General features: G+C 28.4%; 21 protein-coding genes and 1 riboswitch. Of the genes, 20 read left to right on the plus strand and 1 reads right to left on the minus strand.

All coding sequences use genetic code 11. The features are described 5' to 3' along the window. The first annotated feature begins 27 nt into the window (after positions 1-27). The 5 genes from ureG to BN8917_RS05195 all read left to right on the plus strand — a co-directional run bounded on the left by ureG (position 28) and on the right by BN8917_RS05195 (position 5,387). The gene (ureG, locus tag BN8917_RS05175) at positions 28-639 is read left to right on the plus strand and encodes an urease accessory protein UreG (RefSeq protein ID WP_066871546.1); all 612 of its coding nucleotides are present in this window, start codon (positions 28-30) and stop codon (positions 637-639) included. 3 nt (positions 640-642) lie between these two features. Continuing rightward, positions 643-1,488 (plus strand): urease accessory protein UreD, encoded by an 846-nt coding sequence (locus BN8917_RS05180; RefSeq protein WP_066871549.1) that lies wholly within the window; start codon positions 643-645, stop codon positions 1,486-1,488. Positions 1,489-2,016: 528 nt separating this feature from the next. Then, positions 2,017-3,240 carry an ammonium transporter gene (locus BN8917_RS05185; protein ID WP_235829980.1) on the plus strand — a complete coding sequence of 408 codons (1,224 nt, stop codon included), beginning with the start codon at positions 2,017-2,019 and terminating at the stop codon, positions 3,238-3,240. A 150-nt stretch (positions 3,241-3,390) separates the two neighbouring features. Continuing rightward, positions 3,391-4,323 carry a DNA-3-methyladenine glycosylase family protein gene (locus BN8917_RS05190; protein WP_066871552.1) on the plus strand — a complete coding sequence of 311 codons (933 nt, stop codon included), beginning with the start codon at positions 3,391-3,393 and terminating at the stop codon, positions 4,321-4,323. 347 nt (positions 4,324-4,670) lie between these two features. Next, a complete protein-coding gene (locus tag BN8917_RS05195; RefSeq protein ID WP_066871555.1) occupies positions 4,671-5,387 on the plus strand; it encodes a TVP38/TMEM64 family protein in 717 nt (238 codons plus the stop codon). A gap of 6 nt (positions 5,388-5,393) precedes the next feature. Here BN8917_RS05195 and BN8917_RS14820 read toward each other — a convergent pair whose 3' ends face one another. Then, positions 5,394-6,050, minus strand: coding sequence for a TIGR01906 family membrane protein (locus tag BN8917_RS14820; RefSeq protein WP_084748495.1), 657 nt, complete (start codon positions 6,048-6,050; stop codon positions 5,394-5,396). Positions 6,051-6,359: 309 nt separating this feature from the next. Between BN8917_RS14820 and BN8917_RS05200 the strand changes: the two genes are divergently transcribed. The 15 genes from BN8917_RS05200 (at position 6,360) to guaB (ending at position 24,642) form a co-directional block, all read left to right on the plus strand. After that, entirely contained in the window at positions 6,360-6,644 is a 285-nt protein-coding gene (locus BN8917_RS05200; RefSeq protein WP_066871558.1) for a co-chaperone GroES, read from the plus strand. A gap of 22 nt (positions 6,645-6,666) precedes the next feature. After that, positions 6,667-8,289 (plus strand): chaperonin GroEL, encoded by a 1,623-nt coding sequence (gene groL, locus BN8917_RS05205; RefSeq protein ID WP_066871561.1) that lies wholly within the window; start codon positions 6,667-6,669, stop codon positions 8,287-8,289. Between the two features lie 343 nt (positions 8,290-8,632). After that, on the plus strand, positions 8,633-9,400 hold the full coding sequence (locus BN8917_RS05210; RefSeq protein ID WP_066871564.1) for a prepilin peptidase: 768 nt from the start codon (positions 8,633-8,635) through the stop codon (positions 9,398-9,400). A 124-nt stretch (positions 9,401-9,524) separates the two neighbouring features. Further along, a complete protein-coding gene (locus tag BN8917_RS05215; protein ID WP_187117187.1) occupies positions 9,525-11,207 on the plus strand; it encodes a GspE/PulE family protein in 1,683 nt (560 codons plus the stop codon). Positions 11,208-11,235: 28 nt separating this feature from the next. Continuing rightward, entirely contained in the window at positions 11,236-12,447 is a 1,212-nt protein-coding gene (locus BN8917_RS05220) for a type II secretion system F family protein (RefSeq protein ID WP_066871571.1), read from the plus strand. Between the two features lie 85 nt (positions 12,448-12,532). Then, positions 12,533-12,973 carry a type II secretion system protein gene (locus tag BN8917_RS05225; RefSeq protein ID WP_066871574.1) on the plus strand — a complete coding sequence of 147 codons (441 nt, stop codon included), beginning with the start codon at positions 12,533-12,535 and terminating at the stop codon, positions 12,971-12,973. Between the two features lie 25 nt (positions 12,974-12,998). Further along, complete coding sequence (locus BN8917_RS05230) at positions 12,999-13,406, plus strand: type II secretion system protein (RefSeq protein WP_066871577.1); 408 nt, start codon at positions 12,999-13,001, stop codon at positions 13,404-13,406. A gap of 110 nt (positions 13,407-13,516) precedes the next feature. Continuing rightward, positions 13,517-14,689 (plus strand): pilus assembly protein PilM, encoded by a 1,173-nt coding sequence (gene pilM / locus BN8917_RS05235; protein ID WP_066871581.1) that lies wholly within the window; start codon positions 13,517-13,519, stop codon positions 14,687-14,689. Positions 14,690-14,703: 14 nt separating this feature from the next. Next, a complete protein-coding gene (locus BN8917_RS05240) occupies positions 14,704-15,267 on the plus strand; it encodes a PilN domain-containing protein (protein ID WP_066871584.1) in 564 nt (187 codons plus the stop codon). Further along, positions 15,257-16,543, plus strand: coding sequence for a hypothetical protein (locus BN8917_RS05245; protein ID WP_066871587.1), 1,287 nt, complete (start codon positions 15,257-15,259; stop codon positions 16,541-16,543). Before BN8917_RS05240 ends, BN8917_RS05245 begins: the two co-directional genes overlap by 11 nt. A gap of 18 nt (positions 16,544-16,561) precedes the next feature. After that, a complete protein-coding gene (locus BN8917_RS05250) occupies positions 16,562-17,524 on the plus strand; it encodes a type II secretion system protein (RefSeq protein ID WP_066871590.1) in 963 nt (320 codons plus the stop codon). A gap of 13 nt (positions 17,525-17,537) precedes the next feature. Next, positions 17,538-19,946 (plus strand): type IV pilus modification PilV family protein, encoded by a 2,409-nt coding sequence (locus BN8917_RS05255; RefSeq protein ID WP_066871598.1) that lies wholly within the window; start codon positions 17,538-17,540, stop codon positions 19,944-19,946. A gap of 24 nt (positions 19,947-19,970) precedes the next feature. After that, the gene (locus BN8917_RS05260) at positions 19,971-20,573 is read left to right on the plus strand and encodes a prepilin-type N-terminal cleavage/methylation domain-containing protein (RefSeq protein WP_159426728.1); all 603 of its coding nucleotides are present in this window, start codon (positions 19,971-19,973) and stop codon (positions 20,571-20,573) included. Positions 20,574-20,603: 30 nt separating this feature from the next. Further along, positions 20,604-22,682: a vWA domain-containing protein gene (locus BN8917_RS05265; protein ID WP_066871605.1), complete on the plus strand. Its 2,079-nt coding sequence runs from the start codon at positions 20,604-20,606 to the stop codon at positions 22,680-22,682. A 229-nt stretch (positions 22,683-22,911) separates the two neighbouring features. Further along, positions 22,912-23,010, plus strand: a riboswitch (purine riboswitch). A 177-nt stretch (positions 23,011-23,187) separates the two neighbouring features. Continuing rightward, positions 23,188-24,642 (plus strand): IMP dehydrogenase, encoded by a 1,455-nt coding sequence (gene guaB, locus BN8917_RS05270; protein ID WP_066871608.1) that lies wholly within the window; start codon positions 23,188-23,190, stop codon positions 24,640-24,642. Positions 24,643-24,661: the final 19 nt, after the last annotated feature.

The raw sequence follows: 24,661 nt of genomic DNA on the forward strand, positions 1-24,661 counted from the left end.
TGTAAATTTGAAAGGAAGTGTCTTAAAATGAGACCAGTTGTAATAGGAGTAGGTGGACCTGTTGGTGCAGGAAAAACTTTATTAATAGAGAGATTAACAAGAGCTATGAATGATGAGTATAACTGTGCAGTTATAACAAATGATATCTATACAAAAGAAGATGCTAAGTTTATGGTTAAGAATTCTGTTTTACCAGCAGAAAAAATTATAGGTGTAGAAACAGGGGGATGCCCTCACACAGCAATAAGAGAAGATGCTTCAATGAACTTTGCTGCAATTGAAGAATTAAAGCACAAATTCAATGATTTAGATCTTATATTTGTTGAAAGTGGTGGAGATAATCTTGCTGCTACATTCAGCCCAGATTTAGTAGATTTCTCAATGTACATAATAGACGTTGCACAAGGAGAAAAAATACCAAGAAAAGCAGGTCAAGGTATGATAAAGAGTGACTTATTTATCATAAATAAGGTTGACTTAGCTCCATATGTAGGTGCTGACTTAGATATAATGAGAAAAGATACATTAGTATTTAGAAACGAAGATAGTTTCATATTCACAAACTTAAAAACTGATTCAGGAATAGAACAAGTTCAAAATTGGATTAAGAAAAACTGCTTATTAGAAGGAATTTCATAAGATATGACTACTGCAAATAATCAAAATGAATATGCAGCTAATAGTGAATTAGTTATAGCTAATAGAGATGGTAAAAATTATACTGAAAAATCATATTTCACAGGTATAGCAAAGCTTGCTAGAGCTTTACACTTAGATTCAGAAAAAATTCCTTGTTATTATTTAATGCAATTAGGTGGAGGATATGTTGAAAATGAAAGATTTAGAACATATGTACATCTAAAGGAAAATGCAAGAGCTGTTGTAACAACTCAAGCAGCTACAAAGATATATAAATGTGAAAATGATTTACCTTCATATCAAAAAAATGAAATTATATTAGAAGATAATTCAAATTTAGAATTTATTACAGATAGTGTAATTTTATATAAGGATGCTATGTTTAGACAAGAAACAGAAATCCGAATGAAGGATAGTGCATCATTAGTATATACTGATGGTATAACATCAGGATGGTCACCAGATGGTGGAAAATTTAAATATAGTAATGTACAAATGAAGTTAAGACTATATATAGATGATAAACCAGTATTATTAGATAACCTTAAATTAGATCCAAGAGCTGATAGAATGGACTCATTAGGATTTATGGAAGAATATAATAACTATAGTTCACTTATTGTTATTGATGATATGGTTGATGATGAACTTATAGCTACTTTAAGAGAAAAAATCAAAGAATTAGATTTAGATATAAAAGTTGGAATAAGTAAGTTAGAAGTAAATGGATTTGTTCTTAGAGCTTTAGGAAACTTAACACAACACTTAGAAAAAGCTATATTTGTTTGTGTAAATCATATAAGAAAAGAAAAGTTTGGTTCCATAGAATTAGAATTAGGAAAAAGATAAAAAATGCCTAGCTATTTAGCTAGGCATTTTTTTATGGAAAATTTCTACTAGAATATTTATTTTATAATAACAAATGATATGTTTAGAGGTGAAATTCCAATATAATAAGTAAATTTTAGATTATTTCTTTGGCTTTATTAAAGATTGAATTGTAAATTTAATAACAAATTTATTAAAGAGCGAACAAAATATCAATAAGCTAAAAACAAACATTTAAAAATACTAGTAAAGTATTAGATAAATAGTTAAACATTTAAAAGTGTTTAAAGTTGTTAAATTTAATTGAAAAAAGTCGAAATATGTTGTAAAATCTATATATGAAAGGCCAAAAAGTATTTACTTGAGGAAGGTTATAATATATAATTGGAAGTTAAAAATAAAATATTAGATCTCTCTAAAGGTAATACTTAGAAGTCAAAATATATTTTGGATTAAAAAGCTATTTAGGGTTTAGGATTAAGAAATTATACATATTTAGTGTGTTAGATAGCTTTTTAATGCAACAAAAGAAAAAAAGGAGTGATCTAAATGTTACCAGTACATCCAATGCCAGTTAACGCTGGGGATACAACATTTATGGTAATATCAACAGCTCTTGTTGCCTTAATGACACCAGGACTTGCCTTCTTCTACGGTGGACTTGTAGAGAAGAAAAACTCAGTTACTATAATGTTACAATCATTTGTAGCTTTTGCTATAGTAACTATAATGTGGATCTTTGGTGGATTTAGCTTAGTATTCGGTGACTCTGTTTCAGGAGCAGGAATTATAGGTAATCCAGCACAATTTTTCGCATTTAAAGATGTTACATTATTAACTAATGCAACATATGGCGGACATATTCCGTTCTTATTATACTTTATGTATCAATTAATGTTTGCAGTTATTACATTCCCATTAGCAACAGGTGCGTTTGCTAACAGAATGAAGTTTGGTGCTTATGTTAAGATACTTATTCTTTGGATGATCTTTATCTACTTCCCAGTAGCTCACTGGGTATGGGGTAACGGATTCTTAGCTAAAATGGGATTCGTTGACTTCGCTGGAGGAACTGTTATCCACGCAACAGCTGGATTTGGAGCTTTAGCATGTATTATCTTCTTAGGAAAGAGAAAATATGTTGGAAAGCACGGAAACTTAGGAATGGTTGCTTTAGGAACAGGTCTTCTATGGTTCGGATGGTATGGATTCAACTCAGGTGGAGTTCTTGGAGCTAACGAACTTGCAGCAGTAGCATTTGCTAACACAGCAATCGCAGCAGCTGTAGCTATGGTAGTATGGATGATTATCACATACTTCGAAGAAAAACACTTATCATTTGTTGAAGCAGTTACAGGATCAATCGCTGGACTTGCAACAATAACACCAGCAGCTGGATATGTTTCACCATTAGCAGCTGTAGCAATTGGTATAATCGCAGCAATCTGGTGCTTCTTATGTGTTAAATTCGCTAAGAAGATGGGTTGGGACGATGCTCTTGACGTATGGGGAACACACGGAATGGGAGGATGTATCGGTTCAATATTAATCGGTGTATTCGCTCAATCAGCTATCAATGGAGTTCACGCTGGAGTACACCAATTCTTAGTACAATTATTCGGAGTTGTATTAGTATCAGTTTACTCATTCATAGTAACATTCATAATTATCAAACTTGTTGATATGACAGGTAAGATAAGAGTTTCAGAAGAAACAGAAAAAGAAGGATTAGATAAGACAATCTTACATGAATCATTCAGTATTGATGAATAATCTAAACTTTTGATATAAGAAAAAGAGATGCCTCATTTGAGACATCTCTTTTTTTATAAATAATTATTTATAAAGTTATAGTTCTAGTATAAAATTAAATTAGTTGCTAATAATAGTTAACTAATAATAATTATGGAGGTGTTATAAGGGATGAATTTTAAACATATTGAGTTTTTAGAGAATAAAGTTATCCTTAAGGATATTAAAGATTTTAATATAAAACAGATTTGTGAGTCTGGCCAATGTTTTAGATGGAAAAAGGAAGCTGATAATAGATATATTGGAGTAGCTTATGAAAGAGTTTTAGAAGTAGAGCAAATAGATAATGATGTTATTTTACATAATACAAATGAAGAAGATTTTAAAAATATTTGGCTTAGATATTTTGATTTAGAGACAGATTATTCAAAGATAAAAGAAGAACTTTCTAAGGATGAAATTTTAAGAAAATCTGTTGAATATGGATATGGAATAAGAATATTAAATCAAGAACCTTTTGAACTTGTAGTTTCATTTATTATATCAGCTAGAAATAGTATTCCTGTTATAAGTAAGACTATCAATAATATATGTGAAAGATGGGGAAATAAAATAATATATAAAGGCAAAGAATATTATACTTTTCCTAGAAAAGAAGTGTTAGCTAAAGCTACATTAGATGAAATAAAAGAAATTGGAGGTTCATTTAGAAGTAAGTATATAGTTGATACAGTAAATAAAATTAATAAGGCAGAACTAATAAGACAAGGCAAATTAGAGGTAGAAGAAAAAGAAGAGTTTATTAAAATGTATGACTTAGAAAGAATAATGAATTTAAGTGATGATGAATGTCATAAAGCTCTTCAAAATTATATGGGGATAGGATCAAAAGTTGCTGATTGTATTATGTTATTCTCAATGGAAAAACATTCAGCTTTTCCAGTTGATATTTGGGTAAGGAGAGCAATGATGTATTTTTATAATGCAGAAGAAGCATCATTACCTAAAATAAGAAAGTTTGCTAGAGATAAATTTAAAGAGCTATCAGGAGCAGCTCAACAGTATTTATTCTATTATGCTAGAGAAAATAGTATAAAGTTATAAAAATATATAACGATATATTTTTATAAATAATAAATGTATGATTTTAAAAAGTTTAACTTATAAAACATGCATTTATTTTATTATTAGATTTATTTATTTTATAATTTTAAATTTAATAACTAAAATGTATTTAAAATTATCTTAATATAAGGATTATATACTTATAAAAAGGATGTAATAAATATTGAAATAAAAATGAAATATATACATAAATAATTTATTATAATATTATATAAACTAATATTGTATGAATTTAAAGATGAAATAATAACATAAAAATTTATAAGGTGAATAAAAGATTTTGGTAGAATTAAAAATAACCTTTTAATTTAGAAGGGAGTGACTTTATGAGTAATAAGAAAAAGTACATAATAGCTGCGGTTATTGTTATTGCTGTTATTATAGCAGCAATACCTTTTATGGGTGATATACAAAGACTATGGCATGTTCTAGATGATGTTGAAAATGTTAAAAGAATAGTACTGAGCTATGGAAGCTATAGTTTCTTAGTATTTATTTTGATACAAGTAATTCAAATAGTTGTATTTATTATTCCAGGAGAAATAGTACAAATTGCTGGTGGATATATTTTTGGACCTCTTTTAGCTTTTATTTTATGTATGACTGGTTCAATAATAGGTAGTTTAATAACTTTCAGTATAGGTAGAAAGCTTGGAAAACCTTTTGTAAAGAAGATTGCCAGTGAAAAAACTCATTGGATCATAAATAAATTGGAATCAAGTAAACATAAGAAAAATGGTAAGGAAAATCATAATAAACCTGCAACAATAATGTTTATTCTTTATGTTATCCCTGGATTACCAAAGGATGTATTAGGTTATATTAGTGGTATTTCTGATTTAACTTTAAAAGAGTTTTTAGTTATATCAACAGTAGGTAGAATTCCGGGGGTATTTATGTCTTGTTTCTTTGGGGATCAAATATCTATGAAGAATATGGATGTTTTAATAGGTTTTGTTATAGTTTTTGCAATTGTATTTGCGATAGCTTTCTTTTATAGTAGAAAACATATTGATAAACTTAAAAAAGATAGTGAGGAGTAATCTTCACTATCTTTTTCTTATTAATTTATTTATTAGTAATGTTTCTATTAATAATAGTAATAGAACAGATATTACACAAATCATAAAGAAGTTTTCAGGAAGAATATTTATTATTGAGTCATTAACTGAGCTGAACATCCAATAGTCATTATTGAATACTATAGAGTGAAATTTATTAAATAGGGTAGAGAAGTCTAAGAAAATAAATATTACAGATATAAGTATTATTGATATTACTATTGAGTTAAAATATTTTTTTATTTGATATCTTTCATTATTTAAATTTGTTTTTAAAATAGTGTGGTTGCTGAAAAATTTTCTGTTAATCATTAATGTAAAGAATAGAAGTAAAATTATAAATGCTATTAGATGTAGTGTGAAAAAGATTTTTTTTACTTCAAAAAAATGAATTGCAGCAGTATCACTTAGGGTGAAGTTATTAAATTCTAGCTTGTATATCAAAGGATTTCTTAAATAGCTTATTATATTGTTATAGTCTGTTAGAATATTGTTAAGTCCCATAGAAAGTTTAGATGAAGTATTATTAAATATGGTAAAGTATTTAAAGATAAAATTACTATTAAAGATTATTATTATATTGGTACATAGTAGAAATATAAATCCTAATATAGCTAAGCTAAAGTTTTTTATATATTTTGACATAGTTAAATCCTTTCTTTCTTAGATAAGTATATTTTGATTATTGCCTAAAATTGTGAAAATATATCATTAGAGTTATAATAAATAAATATAGATTTAAAACAAAGATATTTAGAGGAATTTAAAGAGATTATAATTTAATTAATATAAATGGTATTTATTGGTTATAATATAAGGTAAAAAAGGAAAGTTTATTATTGAAATTATTTAATATTTCTAATATTATAATAGTAATGTTAGCACTCAAAGGAATAGAGTGCTAAATTGATGAATAAGATTAACTATATAAGTAATTATAAGGAGGGGTTTTAAGTGAATATTAAACCACTTGGAAACAGAGTAGTTATCAAGAGAGTAGAGGCTGAAGAAAAAACAAAAAGTGGAATACTTTTAACAGGAACAGCTAAGGAGAGACCACAATATGCAATAGTTAAGGCTGTGGGGCCTGGAGAAGTTGTTGATGGAATTAAACATGAAATGCAAGTTAAGGTAGGGGATAAAGTTTTATTCCCACAATATATAGGGTCAGAAGTAAAACTTGATGGTGAAGAATATATAATATTAAAAGAAGAAGATATACTAGCAATAGTTGAATAAGTAGGAGAGGAAGGAGTTTATTATGGCAAAATCATTAATGTTTGGTGAAGATGCAAGAAGAGCAATGCAAGCAGGTGTTGATAAACTTGCTAATACAGTTAAAGTAACACTTGGACCAAAAGGGAGAAATGTTGTTTTAGACAAAAAATTTGGAACTCCATTAATAACAAATGATGGAGTATCTATAGCTAGAGAAATTGAACTTGAAGATCCATATGAAAATATGGGAGCTCAATTAGTTAAGGAAGTAGCTACTAAAACAAATGATGTTGCAGGAGATGGAACTACTACAGCTACTCTTTTAGCTCAAGCTATTATTAGAGAAGGACTTAAAAATGTAACAGCTGGAGCAAATCCTATGCTTGTTAGAACAGGAATTAATATGGCTGTTGAAAAAGCTGTAGAAGAAATTAAAGCTATTTCAAAACCAGTTGAAGGTAGAGATGATATAGCAAGAGTTGCAGCAGTTTCAGCTGGAGATACATCTATAGGAGAGCTTATTGCTGGAGCTATGGAAAAGGTAGGAACAGAAGGTGTTATTACTGTTGAAGAATCAAAGACAATGGGAACAGAACTTGATGTTGTAGAAGGTATGCAATTTGATAGAGGATACTTATCAGCTTATATGGTAACAGATGCTGAAAAGATGGAAGCTGTTTTAGAAAATCCATATATCTTAATTACAGATAAAAAGATAAATAACATACAAGAAATTTTACCTGTTCTTGAACAAATAGTTCAAGTAGGAAGAAAACTTCTTATAGTTGCAGAAGATGTTGAAGGAGAAGCTATAGCAACTCTTGTTGTTAATAAGCTTAGAGGTTCATTCACTTGTGTAGCAGTTAAAGCACCTGGATTTGGTGATAGAAGAAAGGATATGCTTCGTGATATAGCTATTTTAACTGGAGGAACAGTTTTATCAGAAGAATTAGGTATTGATTTAAAAGATGTTACTATAGATATGCTTGGTCAAGCAGAAAGTATCAAAGTTACAAAAGAAAATACTGTAATTGTTAATGGAAGAGGAAATTCTGAAGATATTCAAAATAGAATAGTTCAAATAAAAAATCAACTTGAAGAAGCAACATCAGAGTTTGATAAAGAAAAGCTTAAAGAAAGACTTGCGAAACTTGCAGGTGGAGTTGCTGTTATTAAAGTGGGAGCAGCAACAGAAACAGAACTTAAGGAAAGAAAACTTAGAATAGAAGATGCTCTTAATGCTACAAAAGCAGCTGTTGAAGAAGGAATAGTTGCTGGTGGTGGAACAGCTTATATTAATGTTATAAATTCTGTTAAAAAGTTATCTTCTGAAAATTCTGATAAGCAAGTTGGAATAAATATAGTAGTTAGAGCTTTAGAAGAACCAATGAGACAAATAGCATTTAATGCTGGAGTTGAAGGTTCAGTAATAATAGAAAAAATTAAAGATTCAGAAGCTGGAGTAGGTTATGATGCTTTAAATGGAAAATATACAAATATGGTAGTAGCAGGTATAGTTGATCCAACTAAGGTTACTAGATCAGCTCTTCAAAATGCAGCTTCAGTAGCAGCTACATTCTTAACAACAGAAGCAGCAGTAGTTGATATTCCACAAAAAGATGCAGGACTTCCACAAGGAGCACCTGGAATGGAAGGAATGTATTAACAAATAAAAATAAGGAGATATCTTTTTAGATATCTCTTTATTTTTTTTATAAAATTTAAATAAATATTTCTAGTTAAAGTGTAAGAAGGGTTTATATATTTATGAAAATAGACTCTTCTTATTTTTATTTATATTAAAAATTAAATAGAAAACATTATTAAATTAAAAAAATATAATAAATTTAAAAAATATATTAAATCTTAGTAAAAAATATAAATTAAACTATGGAATTGAACGATAATATAGTGTAATATTAAATAGAATAAAATGTAAAATTAACAAATAAAAGTAATAGGTGTATACAAATATGTAGATAAAAGTAGAATTTTAGAGGAGGTGGCATATGGTTTTTATTGTTTTTGTATTTGCAGTGGTAATTGGAAGCTTTTTAAATGTTTGTATTTATAGAATTCCAGCAGAAAAATCAGTGGTAAGTCCGCCATCTAGTTGTGGAACATGTAATAAGAGACTTGCTATAAAAGATTTAATACCTATTTTTAGTTATCTTTTCTTAAAAGGAAAGTGTAGATACTGTAATTCAAAGGTTAGTATAAGATATTTACTTGTTGAAATTTTTACAGGGATTTTAATTAGCATAATATATTTGAATTTTGGTTTAACATATTTGTTTTTTAAATATTCAATATTAACCTTCTTTTTAATAGTTATAGCACTTATAGATTATGATACTACGGATGTTTATGCAGTTACTACAATACCTGCTATTATTTTAGGAATAATTTTTGCAGTTATTGAGAGTTTTAATGGAGCTATAAGTATAGGTAGTTATTTTATTAATTTATTTTATGCTTTGCTTGGAGGATTAATCTGTTTTGTAGTTATAGCTGGAATATGTTATTTAACAGGAGCTATGGGTGAGGGGGATATAGAGATTGCTGTCCTAGGAGGAGTTTTTATAGGATGGAAACTTAGTATTTTTATGCTTTTATTCTCATTTATTATAGGTGGAATTTTAGGAGTAAGTTTAATTTTATTAAGAAAAAAGAAGAAAACAGATTATATACCTTTTGGACCAAGTCTAGCTATAGGTATTTATGTAATGTTTAATTTAGGAATTAATTTTATTAATAATTATATATATAATTTTTAATTTTAATGTCGATATTAAACAAACGATAATTATTGTTTTTTATGTCATATAACAATACAATAAAAGTATAAAATTATAAATTATGTAAAATAATAGTTTGAAATGTGAATTTAAGAGGGATATGATGGCGAGAAAAAGAGTAAGAATTGGTGACTTATTAATAGAGCATAAAAAGATAACAAATCTTCAATTACAGTCAGCATTAGAAATACAAAGAAATACTGGGAGAAGAATAGGGGAGATATTAATAGAAGAAGGGCTTGTAACAGAGGATGATATAATGTCGACTTTAGAGCAACAGTTAGGTATAGAGAGAGTTGACCTAAGTATGTTGATAGTTGATAAAGAAGTTACAAAGCTTTTAAATGAATCTATTTGTAAAAGACATATAGTCTTTCCTTTTGGTATTAATCATAAGGAGAATAAGATAAAGATAGCATTTGCAGATCCTTTAAATATTTTTGCAATTGATGATATTAATTTTACAACAGGTCTAGATATTGAGGCGTACATAGCAAGAAAAGAGGATATTGAAACAACTGTTGAGAGATATTATTCAGGAAGAAATGTTCAAAGTGCAGCAAAAGAGCTTTCAAAAGAAAAACAAGTTAATAAAAAGAAAAAAGATGATGAGATTGATGATATTAAGAATGCACCAGCAGTTAAAATGGTAGATCAGATATTAACTGATGCTATTAAAAGAAAAGTATCAGATATTCATATTGAGCCTTATGAGGAAGTTATAAGAGTTAGATATAGAATAGATGGGATGTTAAAAGAAATTCTTAATATAGATATTGATGCATTAAGTGCAATAATTACAAGAATTAAGATACTAGCTGATATGAATATAGCAGAGAGAAGGATTCCTCAGGACGGAAGAATTGTTACTACTATTGATGGAGTTCCTGTTGATATGAGAGTTTCTAGTATTCCTTTAATTACTGGAGAGAAGGTAGTTATAAGAATACTTGATAAAAGTAATTATAAAATTGGGAAAGAAAAGCTTGGAATGAGTAAAGAGATGCTAAAAAAACTTGATGATATAGTATCCTCTCCATATGGAATAATACTTGTTACTGGGCCAACTGGAAGTGGTAAATCTACTACTTTATATACTGTTTTAGCTGAGCTTAATGATGGTAAGAAAAATATTACTACTATAGAAGACCCTGTTGAATATACTGTTGAAGGTATAAATCAAGTTCATGTTAATTCAAAAGCTGGTCTTACTTTTGCAGCAGGACTTAGGTCTATGTTAAGACAAGACCCTGACATAATAATGATTGGGGAGATGAGAGATAGTGAAACAGCACAAATAGGGGTTAGAGCTGCGATTACAGGTCACTTAGTTTTAAGTACATTACATACAAATGATGCTGCTTCATCTATTTTAAGATTAGTAGATATGGGAGTTGAACCTTATCTTGCAGCAACAGCTATAAAAGGAGTTATTGCTCAAAGGCTTGTTAGAAAGATATGTCCAAGCTGTAAGGAAGAATATCAAGCTAGTGATCATGAGAAAGAAATACTTGGTTTAAGTTTGGAGGAAGATGTAATTTTAAGTAGAGGTAAAGGTTGTGTAGCTTGTGGACAACTTGGTTATAAAGGGAGAATAGGTGTTTATGAGGTTTTACAAGTTGATAGAGAGCTTAAGGATCTTATAATAACAACTAAAAATTCAGATGTTTTAAAAGACTTAGCAGTTAAAAAAGGCATGAAGACTTTAGCTATGAGCTGTCAGGAATTAGTTCTTCAAGGTTTAACAAGTATTAGTGAGTTAATTTCACTTATGTTCTTAGAATAAATTTTTATTTTAAAAGGAGGGAGAAAAGATGCCAAAGTTTAATTATAGAGCTATGAGTAGTGTTGGAGAAATTAAAGAGTATAAAAATTTCGAAGCAGATTCAATTGAAGATGTATATGCAATGCTCAAGTCAAATAATATGATGCCTTTGAATGTTGAAGAAAATCAGCAATCAGCAGAGATAAAATTTGATTTTGTAAGCAAGGTAAAGCTTAGAGATATAGCAATCTTTTGTAGGCAGTTTTCAACTATGCTAGAAGCTGGGGTTACTATAAATGCTTCTGTTAATATGCTTGCTGAACAATTGCCAAATAAAAAATTAAAGATAGTTTTATCAGTAATTGATGAAGATATTAAAAAGGGTGAAGCTTTATCAGTAGCTATGGGAAAACATGAAGATTATTTTCCATCTCTTCTTATAAGCATGGTAGAGGTTGGAGAAATGAGTGGTACTCTTGATTCAATTATGGCTAGAATGGCTGTTTATTATGAAAAGCAACATAAGCTTAATGGAAAAATTAAAAATGCAATGATATATCCAGTTATTTTATCTTTAGTAACAGTTGCAGTAATGACAATCATTTTAGTATTTGTAATGCCAATGTTTATTGAAATGTTTGAAAGTTCAGGAGCAGAGCTTCCTTGGACAACTAAGCTTACTTTAGCTATTAGTGATTTCCTTAGAGAACGTTGGTATATAGTAATTGCTCTTGTAGCAGCTATAAGTAGTGGATTCTGGTTCTATACAACAAAAGTTGAAAGTGGAATTAGAAATTATAATATTTATAAATTAAGATATTCACCATTTAAGGAATTAAATCAAAAAGTTGTAGTATCAAGATTTACAAGAAGTTTAGCAACAGTTCTTTCAGCAGGGGTAACAGTTATAAATGCCTTAGAAGTTGTTGGTGGAGTTCTTGGAAATAAATTTGCAGAAAATGAAATTAAATCAGTGAAAGAAAGAGTATTAAAGGGAGAAGGACTTGCTCAACCAATAAAAGATACTGGAGTATTCCCATTAATGCTAAGCTCAATGGTTAAGATAGGTGAAGAATCTGGATCACTAGATGATATCTTATCAAAAACAGCTGATTTCTATGATGATGAACTAGATAGAGCAATTGAAGCTATAACTTCAATAATAGAACCAATAATGTTAGTTGTGATGGGGATAATAGTTGGATTCTTAATAATTTCAGTATTAACTCCAATGTTTGAAATGTACCATACAATTGCTTAACATAATAAAAATTTGTCTATATGAGCAAAAGCTCTTTAGAATATATAAAAATTTAAATAAACAAAAATAAGGGGGAAGTTTTTTTATGACAAACATTCTTAACAAAAAAAGAAAGAAAAAAGGATTTACACTAATAGAACTTGTTATTGTTCTAGCAGTTCTAGCGATAATAGCACTTATAGCAATACCTAATTTTACAAAGGTTAGAAATGATTCATTAACAAAAGCTGATATGAGATCAGGAGAACAAATAGAAAAAATAACATTAATGGCAATTGCGAATCAAGATATAATAGTGCCGGAGAGTGGTTCTTTTAGTATTAATATTAATGGAGATAAGACACTTGGAACACCTAGTGATTCTAAAATGTTTTCATCTAAAGGAAAGGAATCATATACAAGTATGATTCAAGAAATAAAGAAACCACAAGTAAATGGTAAAACTGCATACAAGATAACAGTAAAAGATGATGGAAGTGTTGTAGTTACTTATTCAGATAATACTTCTATTACTAACACTAAGTAAAACTTAAATAATATTGGAGGATAGTATGATTAATAAGTTAAATAAGAAAAGAAAGAAAAAGGGATTTACACTAATAGAACTTGTAATAGTATTAGCAGTATTAGCAATAATAGCATTAATAGCTATACCAAATTTTACAAAGGTTAGAAATGATTCTTTAGAAAAAGCTGATGCAAGAACAATGGAACAAATTGAAAAGATAACATTAATGGCAATAGCTAATGAGGATATAACAGTACCAACTACTACTGGAGGAGAGGTTAAATTAGAAATACAAGGCGCATCAGTAACTGTAACTGGAGGTAGCGGAGTAAAGTCAGATAATTTTAATGAGATGATAAAAGAAGTTGAAGATCCACAAGTGAATGGAAAAGAAAAATATGAAGTAACAGTTGATGCAAATGGAGATGTTACAGTTACAACAACACCATAATTAATAAAAGACACCTTAAAATAAGGATTTTAAGGTGTTTTTTTAAAAGAAGTTTGATTTCTTAATTTACAAGGTTATTAAAAGTTTAAGGGGAATTTAGAGGTGATGAAATGTCAACTAAATTAGATCCTACTGCATCAGTAGGTATTAATAGTAAAGAAATAGATACAAGTAAGGAAATTCCTAAGAAAAAGAAGATAAAAAAGCTTCCTAAGATTAAGGATGTTAAGCTTGTTTCTATAGAAATAGGTAGTAAATATATTAAGCTTATTGAAGCAAAGAAGAAGAAAGATGTTATACATGTAAATTCTGCTGTTAAGATTGAAGCACCTAAGGAAACGAGTAGTAGTGGAGAACTTCATAATCTTCCTAATATAGCTGCTGTTCTTAAGAATACATTATCTAAGAGACATATTTCTACGAAGAATATATCTTTTACTGGAATTTCTAATAATGTTATTAGTAGAGAGATTACTATTTTAGATAGTGATGAGATAAGTCCAAAGGAAAGACAGATGTTAGTTGAGAATGAGATTAAGCAATATCTTCTTATTAATCTTGAGGATTATAAGATTCAGTTTACTGATGCAGGTAGATTTGAAGAAGATGGAGTTAAGAAGATGAAGGTTCTTGTTATTGCTTATCCAAACAAACTTATAGAAAATTATCTTACTATAATTGAAGGATTAGGTAGTAAATATAAGCCTTGTTCTTTAGATGTTACTAATAATTCGCTTCAAAAAGTTTTTAAACATATTAATACTATCAATGGTAAAGAGATTGATAAAGAAAAAGTGTACTTATTTATAGATATGGGAGCAGAATCATTTAATACATCAATAATTAATAATAAAAAGCTTGAGTTTATGAGACTTCTTTCTGGTGGAGGAAGTGAAATAGATAAAAAAATAGCTTTTAAAATCGGTATGACAATAGAAGATGCTGAAAGTGAAAAGATTGAAAAGTGTAACCTTATGGCAGATGAACTTGTTGGAGTTGAAAAAGATATAAACAAGGCTATTAGAGATGTTGTTAATGGTTGGATTGATGAAATAGAGAGAATTATTCAGTTCTATAATAATAAAGAGCAAAAAAGAATTGAAAAAATCTATCTTTATGGTGGTGGATCAAGACTTAGAGGTGTTTCAGAATTTATTCAAGAAAGACTTAATATAGAGACAGAGAAAATAAAAAGTTTTGATGGAGTGCAGTTAGATAAAAGGGTAAATATTCATAGTATTGACCAGTTTATAAGTACTCTTGGAACAATAATAAGATTTTAGAGAGGGGAAGAAGAATGAGAGATATTAATTTTTTTACTCCCTATATAAAACAAGAGGAAATAAGTAATTCAAGAACAGTAATTACAGGAGTCATAGCTATACTTACAATAGGAGTTGCAGCAACATTAGGATATAATTCATTTCAAATTATGAATTTAAAGAGTGAAATAGAAAGTGTTAATGCTAGTTTAAATGATGCTAAGTTTGTAGAGCAGTATCAATATAGTCAAGAAGTATCATTGAAGAAAGGCTTATTATCTGGGTATAATACAGCTTTAATTTCTGTTAGTGATGGAATTGTTGGTAGATCAATGATTCAAATGGATATTATAAATAAATTAAATTCTGCAGTTCCAAATGGAGTTAATTTAAAGAGTCTTTCAATTCAAGGTGGAACAATAACTATGAATGTAACATCAAGTTCTGATAAACAAGCAGCTGATTTTAAATATAATTTAGACAAGCTTCCTATTATTAAGGAATCATTTATACCATCTATAAGTTCAGATTTTGGAAGCCCAGAAGAATTTAGTTTTTCAATTACTTGTGTTTTAGAGGAGAGTTATTATGAAAATTAGTGAAAGAGAGAAGATTATATTATCAATTGTATTAGCTATAGGTGTAGGTTATTCATATTACCAGTTTGCATATACTCCTCAAGCAAAGCTAATAGAAGATAAGAAATTAGAATTAGAAACTTTAGAAACTGATTATAATGATAAAAAGACAAAGATAGCACTTACACCACAAAATGAAAAGGATATAAAAAAATTAAATCTAAGCATAGAAGAGGTTTCAAAGAATATATATCCAGATTTATGGCAACCAAAGCTTATAAAAGAATTAAGTGAGCTTAGAACAAAAGCAAATATAAATATAAATTTTAGTTATACACAGCCAACATATGCACCTATCTCAGAATATTTCACATCAAAAGAAGAGGAAAAAGAAATTACAAATAGCTTAGATTCTTTAATAGATGAATATAATAAAAAAATGCCTAAGGATCAAGCTATAGAGTATAAAAAAGAAGAAGAAACAGCTGCAAAGAAAAAAGATGAAAAAGCAAAAGAAGAAACATCTATTAATGTTCAGCAAATGAAAGTTACAGCAAGTTTTACTGGAAGATATGAAAATGTCTTAAAGTTTATAAAACTTGTTGAAGATTATAAATATCTTGTTGCTATACCAGATATAAGTATTGCTCCAAGTGGTAATGGAGAAGTTTCAGGAAGTCTTAGCATGGAATTTTATTCAGCTCCAAGAATAGATGGTGATTTTGATAAATATTATGATTGGAAAGCTGAAGGAACTAAGGGAAAGAAAAATCCATTTGATGATTTTTACACTAGTTCTATTTCTAGTATTACAACTAAGAAAGCAGATAATTCTGATGAAGATGAAGATATAGATACTGCAAGTTATGAAGAAGAGGAAGAAGAAGATTACTCAATTTCAATGACAGTAAGACCTTCTAATTCAGATATGGCAGCTGTGACTCTTGGTAAGAGTAATGGAATTTCTAAAAAAGGATTCTTATATCAAGACGAAAATAAAGTAGTAGAAGCAACAGTTGAATTTACTAAGGTAAGTGGTACTTATTATGTTAAATATAAATTAGGAGATGAGGTCTATCCAACAACAGGTAATGGAATTGAATGTAATTCTAAGGGGAATTTAAAAATGCTTGTTAATTCAGCTAAAAGAAAAACTACAGATGATATGGTTGCAGTAAAATTAAATGTTAAAAATAATACTGATAAAAAAGTAGAAGTTGAAATTAAAGATGATGATAAGCAAAATCCAAGAATTAAGATGAGAACTGAGGGAAATGTTTATTATATAAGTAAATAATTTTAAGTAGGTATTAATATGAAAAGAAAAAAGGGTTATACACTTTTAGAATTAGTTATGGCATTAGGAATCATAGGAATAGTTATGATTCCTTTAGCGTCTTCATTATTAACATCAGTTACATCTAATAAGATGGCTGAAACAAAACAAGAATCTAAACAAATTTCCCAGGAAATTATCGAAAAACTTCGAAATTTAGGAGATGTTAAAGAGATGACTATGAGAGTTGGGGTAAAGTCAGATCAAATTAAAATAAAAGAGGAAAGTCCTTTAGATAAAACAAAGTTTAGTATCTCAGGTAATATTGGTGATATAGAGCTTAGTGGAAGTATTTCAAAGCAAATAGATGCTGGTGAAATAAATGAACAAAGTGATGAGTATGCAAAAAAACAGGTTGATATTTTATTTTATATTGATAACAATTCAATAAGATATTCTTATGATGCTTCAACTAAGAAAACTATAGATGAACATATATCAGATGCAGAAAATTTAAACTTAGCTACAGTTCAAGAATTAAATGGAGATAAATTACTTGAACTTATTTTTGATAAAGATAATGATTTGAAAGTAAAAAATGATAGAGCAGATGGGACTTATAAAGATATTAAAGAAGCTGCTGTTTATGTAAAAGAGGTAAGACCTGATGATAAATTAATTAGCTTACATTTAGAAAAAAGTAATTCTTTAGATTATATATCTGGAAGTATCAATTCATCTAATACTCCAAAGATTTATTTTATTCAAAATAAGTTTAGTGATGTAGATATAGCTACAGGGAGTAATCCTGGGGGAAATGGAAAATTACAAGATTCATTTGAGAAAAATAAAACTATAAAAGGTGATATAGATATAACACATAATATAAGATACTTTAGCAAGAGTCAAAGAAAGAACAAAGGATTATATACTATTAAATTAAATCTTAAAAAAGATAATGTTAGAGAAGAGACAGTTAGTGAGTTTGTAGTAAAAAATTAAATTGGGGGATGAAATGATTAATAAAAGAAGAAAGAAAAAAGGTGCTTCTTTGTTAGTGGTTGTTGCTATGATGGCTATATTATCTGTGCTTATAGTCTCTCTTTTAGCAATGACTACCTCAGGATATAAGCTAAGAGTTGATTCTAATAATAGAGTTGAAGGATTCTATGGAGCAGATTCAGGTCTAGAAATAAGTGAAAAAGTATTACAAGATTATTTAAAAGCTAATATAGAAACTTCTAATAAAGCTGTTTCTAGTAGTTTAGATGTAGATGAGAAAAATAAGGAATTTAAGAAGAGTTTTAATAAATTTATTATCGAAGGTGGAAAATCAACAAAACTACCTTTATATGATAATCCTACTTTAATTAGTGGAGAGTATGAATACAAACCATTAATAGAGGAAATTGGTATTAATGAATATTATAAAAAATTTAATAGAAAAGATGTTTCAATAGAAAATGTTAAACTTTACTATACAACAGATATTGATAAAAGTAATTATCAAGAGCTTGTATATCCTGTAACACTATCAGAAGATACTATGGCTCTTATTAAAGGTTTTAGATTAGAGTTAGAATCAGAGTATAAGAAAAACTCAAAAACTAGAAGAGTTGCAGTTAAATTTAATATTGATATACCTGATCATGGAAAAGCTATTTCTAAAGCTGATTCAAGTTCACCTGATATATTTGATTATATATTTGCAGTAGATGGAAACTATGAACTAAGAGCGGGTGGAACTGTAAGTGTGTTAGGTGATATATGGGTAAAAGGAAGAGAAACTAAATCAGATAATCATATAGAAGATAAATATAAAAATGGAATGGTTCTTAAGTCTGGGAGTGATATTTATAAAAACCCTAATATAACTTGGGATGGGAATATAGCAACAGCATCAAATTTAGAAGTATCAGATGTAAATCTTAATATAGGAACTAATGGAACAGGAGCACATAAAATATTTGCAAAAAACTTAGTTGTTAATACTGAGAATAATTCCAATTTATTTGGTAATTCATTAGATGTTTATTTATATAATGATTTTGTTTATAACTCTAAGAGTAGTAAGTTAAATATGAAAAATTTATATGCTATTAATGATATCAATAATTATCAAAATAATGTAACTACAGGAGATAAGCTTGATGAATCGGAAAGATCAAGTTCTATGATAATTAATTCTAATGATTTTGGTCAAGGTTCTAATATTAATATAGGAAATGATATGTATATTTTAGGAAGTTCTTATTTAGATTTAACTAAACCTTATCAAACAGGGCAATCAGTAGTTATAAATGGGATATCTAGTCCTTATACTGTAAGATATGATGACTATATATATAGTTATGATGAAAAGGGAAAGGTTCATATAATAGATACAGATCAAGCTGGAAATGAATTAGATATATTTAAAAAAGCAGATTTAGTACTTAAAAAGCCATTAACAGATAGAGAAAATACTTTTTCTAATGGTATTCAAGCTCTTAATATATATAATACAGCTGCTGTTTTAGCTAAAGGTAATGTTATTGGACCTAATAAAAATATTAATATGGATATTGTAAAAGAAAAGCAAAAAGAATATGTTACAGAAGTTTTTAATATGGGAAATGATAAAAATGTAAGTAGTGATGATTTTGAAAAGAAAGAAGTTAAAGCTAGTGTTGAAGATTCATTTGATTGGTTTGGAATGGCTAAGATAATAAAGGAGTATGGAAAATGCAAGGATTGTCCCAATTATGATGCTACAGGAAATTGTAAACAACAAGATACACATTGTAAAACATGTGATACTTGTAAGCTTACTTTTAATAATACTATAAAAATTAAAAAAGATGGATTTTTACATTTACAAAGTAAAGTAACTATAAAGGATATTATCGCTGAAAGTGAAAAAAATCCAGATGAAAATAGTGAGCTTGGAAAAGAACCAGGACTTTCAGGGCCAACTGATTTAAGAGATCAAAAAATAAATTTAATTCTTAATGCAACTGATAAAAAGCTAAAAATTGAACAAGTTAATAATGGGCATTCAAAGGCGGGGGATATTGAAGATGATGGTTCAACAATAACTTATTATTTTGAGAATTCTCCATTTGGTTTGCTTATAAATCCAGTTTTAATTATATCTAAAGGAGATGTAGAATTTAAAACAGAAACACATAATAATTATTCTATGATTTTAACTGCTGGTGATACAGTAGTTTCTACTCCTGCAGTAGGTACACATATTGGTAATTATTCAGTACCATCATCAAAAGGATTAATAAATGAATTATTTAAGTACTCATTAGGTAGTAATGGGATTTTATCAGGAATTGGTGGAAGTATATTTGGTTCAACTGAGAATATAGAGGTAAAAGAAGCTATAGAAATTTCTGATCTTATTAAGAGAGAGAAATGGCAGTTAATTAAATAGTGTTAAACAAAGGGTGATTATATGGTGAATAAGAAATTAAAAAAGAAAAAGGGACTCACTCTTTTAGAGCTAGTTATTGTACTTGGGCTTATGGGGATAATAACATATTTAGTTTTTTCTTTTGTTAATTTAACTCAAAGAAAGTCTTTGGAACTTGATATAAGACAGAAGCTTCAACATCAGGGAACTATGATTACAGAGAGTATGATGGATAATCTTTTACAGGCTAAAAATATTTTTAAGGTAGAAAAGGATGCTACTACTAATAATTTAAAAGAGATTACTTTTAATCTTGTTGGACCAAGTGAGCTAAAAGGAAAGACTGCTTTTACTGATATAGTTAAGATAAAGTATAAGGTAGATGGAAATAAATTAGAACTATTAGCTATTAAAAAAGATGAGGATGTAGCTGATAGTTCTAAGTGGAAGAAGGTTCAGACTATTAGTGAAAATATACAAAAAGTTGAATTAACAAATAAGAGCTTATTAACTGAATATAGCTATGATGAAGATAAGTTGAAAGATGAGAAGAATGTAGGTTTAAAAATTACTTTAGAAAAAGATTATTATAATAAGAAAATAGAATATGGTCATGTAATGGAACTTAATTTAAGGAATGCAAGATAATTACCTCTTAAAAATACAGGGGGAGAGAGTATGAGTTTTAAGAAAAAAATTATTATTGGATTTATTGCTTTGCTTGGGATAGGTATAGGAATTAGTGCTATTAGTAAGTTTGGTAATGTTATTGCTGGAGAAGCTACTCCAAATATGAAAGCTGTAGTTAGAACTAAAAATATTAATGTTATTAATGGAATGAAATTCAATGTTGATGTTGAAATTCAAGCTGGAGAAATAAAGTCTGAAGCTTATGATAAGCAAGATATATATTTAAGTTATGCAAATGAAGCAGCTTTTTCATTAATTTCTGCTAGTGAAGATGGTAAGAAGAGTGAAGTGGATATTAAAAATGGGAAGATTAAGCTTAAAGATTTTGATTATAAAAAGAGTGGAGATAAGATTACAGCAGAGCCAAAGCTTGTTAGATTAACATATTTAGCAAATGGTAATGGAGTTTATAAGGGTGAATTATCTATTGAGAAAAATTTAAAGCTTAATTATACAGATGTAGCTGGAAACAAAGTTGAGAATATTGATTTATCTTTTGATGATAATAGAAGAAGTCTTGATATAAAAATTGATAATTTAATTTATACTCCAAGTAATATCTCAGGTTTAGATAATGGTATTCCAGAGCAAATAAATTCAGGTGAGATGCTTAGTCTTCAATATAATGTACAAGCAGGTCAACTTAAATTAGCACCAGGTGTAGATTATGATGGAGAAATGGATAAGCTGTTTAGTAAAAAGAAAAGAGTTATATATGTTATAGAAGAAAGTGTTTTAGATGATAAGTCTGCTAATAATGAAATTGCAAAAGATTCTATAATAATGGGAATGCAGTCTTTATTAGATGAAACAGATAATATTGAGACAGCTTTAATTTCCTATGGAAAAGAAGCAAAAGTTATTGAATCAAATGGCTTAGAGTTTTATTCAGTAAATGAGCTTGTTAATAATATACAAGCTTTAGAAGTATCAGAGCAGAATGGTAATCTTGGTGATGCTATTAAAAAAGCTTCTAATTTAGCAAATAAAGATTCTTCTTATGAAGCTACAGTAATTTTAATATCTTCAGGAAATCCTATTTATTATACAGAAAATGATGGAGAGTTTGTTGTAGAGTTAGATAAAGAGAAGGGCAAAATTAAATCAGGACTAGAAGGAGCTACTGAGTATGCAAATAATATAGCTGATCAGATAATAGTAGAAACAGATAATGATATTAAATGGGTAGGAGTAAACTATGGATTAGTAGAGGGGCAAACTGATGCAACTGATATTGTTAGCAAACTTGGAGGAAATGCAATTAATATTAAAAATCCATATTCAGATGATTTTATAAATATAGCAAAGGAACTCAATGCTGATTTTAAAGTTGATGGTAGTTTAAATATAGATTTAAAATCTGATGATATAAAATTGTTTGGTGAAGCAAATGAAGATTATGATATGTCTTTCTATTATAATATTAAAAAAGATGAGAATGGAAATATTATAGAAGATGAAGAGGGAAATATTATTTTTGAACCAATCAAAACAGAACAAGTAGTAAATATACCAATAACACTTAGTGGGAGCGGAGTTATAGACTTAGCCCATAATGATAATATAACTGTTAGCTATAAAGCAGATAGAATATCTATGAAAGATGAAGAGGTGATTTTCAACCAAGATAATATATTAGTAAGAAATGTAGAGAGAACATCACCTTTTGATATAAAACGTAGAGGTTTTTACACAGGTAGGAAGTCAGGCAATATAATACAAGAAATCGATAATAATGATTTAGTAGAACTATCTAAAGATAATACCTTTGCTTTAGCTTTTCATGTTACAGCTAATACTAATGTATTTGTGGATAAGTATATAGATGAAAAATTTATAGAAGATAAAGAAGTGAAGATTTATAATTACCAAGATGGTAAAATGATAGCTTCTAATTCTAATGAGATTACACCAGGAAATGAATATATTGTAGTAGTTGATTATTATATAAAAGATATAGGAGATATTAATGCAACTACAGATGTTGGGATAAAATTAACTGATGATAGTAAAAGCTTAGAAGATACTATAAAAATTAAGATAGTAGATAAACCAGAACATTTCTAGTAAAGATAATTAAGTAGATAAAATATTTTTGTTTTATTATTTTTTTAAAATGAAGGAAGAGAAGAGGCAATATCTCATATGAGGTATTGCTTTTATTATATGTATGAATAAAATATTTCATGATATATAAAATATGAAAGAAAAAAATCATTTAATAAATAGTTAAAAATTTATCTAAAGTGTGTTGACAAGCTTTATTCTATATTTTATAATTAATAAAAATCGACGAACTAAAAAAGCAGAAAAGACTCGTATAAGCTTTGAATATGGCAAAGTGTATCTACGGAGAACCGTTAAATTCTCCTCTATGAGTGATTTAATATACTTGATTTTATCAAAGGCATATTATCTCACTTTAGAGAATAATATGTCTTTTTTTATAAGTTCACCTAATTTTTGTAAATATATAAAATTAAATTAAAATGAAAGAAAAAATTCTAAAATATAAAATTTATGCAAGAAAATATTCAAAATAGTAATGAGGTTAATTAATGGAGGGGTCAAAATGGCAAAAATATTAAAACAAGCATATACATTCGATGATTTATTATTAGTACCAAACAAATCAGAAATATTACCAAATGAGGTTAGTTTAAAAACTAAGTTAACAAAGAAGATTTCATTAAATATACCTTTAATGAGTGCAAGTATGGATACAGTTACAGAATCTAAGATGGCAATAGCTATGGCTAGAGAAGGTGGAATAGGAATAATCCACAAAAATATGACAATAGAACAACAAGCACAAGAAGTAGATAGAGTTAAGAGACAAGAAAATGGAGTTATAACAGATCCAATATTCTTATCAGAAAATAATACAATAGCAGAAGCTTTAGAACTTATGGCTAAATACAGAATATCAGGTGTTCCAATAACAGAAGGAAAAAAACTTGTTGGTATTCTTACAAATAGAGATATTGTTTTTGAAACAGATTACACAAAAGCTGTTAAAGAAGTTATGACAAAGAGTCCTTTATTTACTGCACCAGAAGGAACTAAGGTAGAAGAAGCTTTAGAAATCTTAAAGAAACATAAGGTTGAAAAACTTCCATTAGTAGATGCAGAAGGAAATCTTACAGGACTTATTACTATAAAAGATATAGAAAAAGCTAAAGCATATCCAAACTCAGCTAAAGATGAAAAGGGTAGACTTTTATGTGGAGCATCAGTTGGTATTACTAACGATATGATGGAAAGAGTTAAGGCTTTAGTTGAAGCTGGAGTAGACGTTGTTACTCTTGATACAGCTCATGGACATTCAATGGGAGTTATTAATGGAGTTAAAAAAATTAAGGCTGCTTACCCAGATCTTCAAGTTATAGCAGGTAATGTTGCTACAGCTGAAGCTACAAGAGATTTAATAGAAGCAGGTGCTGACTGTGTTAAAGTTGGTATAGGACCTGGATCAATTTGTACAACAAGAGTTGTTGCAGGAGTTGGGGTTCCTCAACTTACAGCAGTTATGGATTGCGCAGAAGAAGGAAAGAAATATGGAGTTCCAGTTATAGCTGATGGAGGACTTAAATATTCAGGAGATATAGTTAAAGCACTTGCAGCAGGAGCTAGCGTTGCTATGATGGGTTCATTATTTGCTGGATGTGAAGAAGCACCAGGAGAAATGGAAATTTATCAAGGAAGAAGTTATAAAGTTTATAGAGGAATGGGTTCACTTGGAGCTATGGCTAAAGGATCAAGTGATAGATACTTCCAAAATGGAACTAAGAAATTTGTTCCAGAAGGAGTAGAAGGAAGAATAGCATTTAAGGGCTCAGTTTCAGATACTATATTCCAACTTCTTGGAGGGATAAGATCAGGAATGGGTTACCTTGGATCACCAACACTTGATGATTTATATGAAAAATCTACATTTGTTATACAAACAGCTGCTGGATTTAGAGAAAGTCATCCTCATGATATTAATATAACAAAAGAAGCACCAAACTATAGTGTAAATCAATAATCTTTATTTAGATTAAATA

It is taken from the genome of Clostridium mediterraneense (genome assembly GCF_900091705.1).
Classification (GTDB): domain Bacteria; phylum Bacillota; class Clostridia; order Clostridiales; family Clostridiaceae; genus Sarcina; species Sarcina mediterraneense.

What these genes read in the sequence shown, in the direction of transcription:
- ureG (WP_066871546.1), top strand. Translation starts at nt 28, where the DNA reads ATGAGACCAGTTGTAATAGGAGTAGGTGGACCTGTTGGTGCAGGAAAA.
- BN8917_RS05180 (WP_066871549.1), top strand. Translation starts at nt 643, where the DNA reads ATGACTACTGCAAATAATCAAAATGAATATGCAGCTAATAGTGAATTA.
- BN8917_RS05185 (WP_235829980.1), top strand. Translation starts at nt 2,017, where the DNA reads ATGTTACCAGTACATCCAATGCCAGTTAACGCTGGGGATACAACATTT.
- BN8917_RS05190 (WP_066871552.1), top strand. Translation starts at nt 3,391, where the DNA reads ATGAATTTTAAACATATTGAGTTTTTAGAGAATAAAGTTATCCTTAAG.
- BN8917_RS05195 (WP_066871555.1), top strand. Translation starts at nt 4,671, where the DNA reads ATGAGTAATAAGAAAAAGTACATAATAGCTGCGGTTATTGTTATTGCT.
- BN8917_RS14820 (WP_084748495.1), bottom strand. Translation starts at nt 6,050, where the DNA reads ATGTCAAAATATATAAAAAACTTTAGCTTAGCTATATTAGGATTTATA.
- groL (WP_066871561.1), top strand. Translation starts at nt 6,667, where the DNA reads ATGGCAAAATCATTAATGTTTGGTGAAGATGCAAGAAGAGCAATGCAA.
- BN8917_RS05210 (WP_066871564.1), top strand. Translation starts at nt 8,633, where the DNA reads ATGGTTTTTATTGTTTTTGTATTTGCAGTGGTAATTGGAAGCTTTTTA.
- BN8917_RS05215 (WP_187117187.1), top strand. Translation starts at nt 9,525, where the DNA reads ATGGCGAGAAAAAGAGTAAGAATTGGTGACTTATTAATAGAGCATAAA.
- BN8917_RS05220 (WP_066871571.1), top strand. Translation starts at nt 11,236, where the DNA reads ATGCCAAAGTTTAATTATAGAGCTATGAGTAGTGTTGGAGAAATTAAA.
- BN8917_RS05225 (WP_066871574.1), top strand. Translation starts at nt 12,533, where the DNA reads ATGACAAACATTCTTAACAAAAAAAGAAAGAAAAAAGGATTTACACTA.
- BN8917_RS05230 (WP_066871577.1), top strand. Translation starts at nt 12,999, where the DNA reads ATGATTAATAAGTTAAATAAGAAAAGAAAGAAAAAGGGATTTACACTA.
- pilM (WP_066871581.1), top strand. Translation starts at nt 13,517, where the DNA reads ATGTCAACTAAATTAGATCCTACTGCATCAGTAGGTATTAATAGTAAA.
- BN8917_RS05240 (WP_066871584.1), top strand. Translation starts at nt 14,704, where the DNA reads ATGAGAGATATTAATTTTTTTACTCCCTATATAAAACAAGAGGAAATA.
- BN8917_RS05245 (WP_066871587.1), top strand. Translation starts at nt 15,257, where the DNA reads ATGAAAATTAGTGAAAGAGAGAAGATTATATTATCAATTGTATTAGCT.
- BN8917_RS05250 (WP_066871590.1), top strand. Translation starts at nt 16,562, where the DNA reads ATGAAAAGAAAAAAGGGTTATACACTTTTAGAATTAGTTATGGCATTA.
- BN8917_RS05255 (WP_066871598.1), top strand. Translation starts at nt 17,538, where the DNA reads ATGATTAATAAAAGAAGAAAGAAAAAAGGTGCTTCTTTGTTAGTGGTT.
- BN8917_RS05265 (WP_066871605.1), top strand. Translation starts at nt 20,604, where the DNA reads ATGAGTTTTAAGAAAAAAATTATTATTGGATTTATTGCTTTGCTTGGG.
- guaB (WP_066871608.1), top strand. Translation starts at nt 23,188, where the DNA reads ATGGCAAAAATATTAAAACAAGCATATACATTCGATGATTTATTATTA.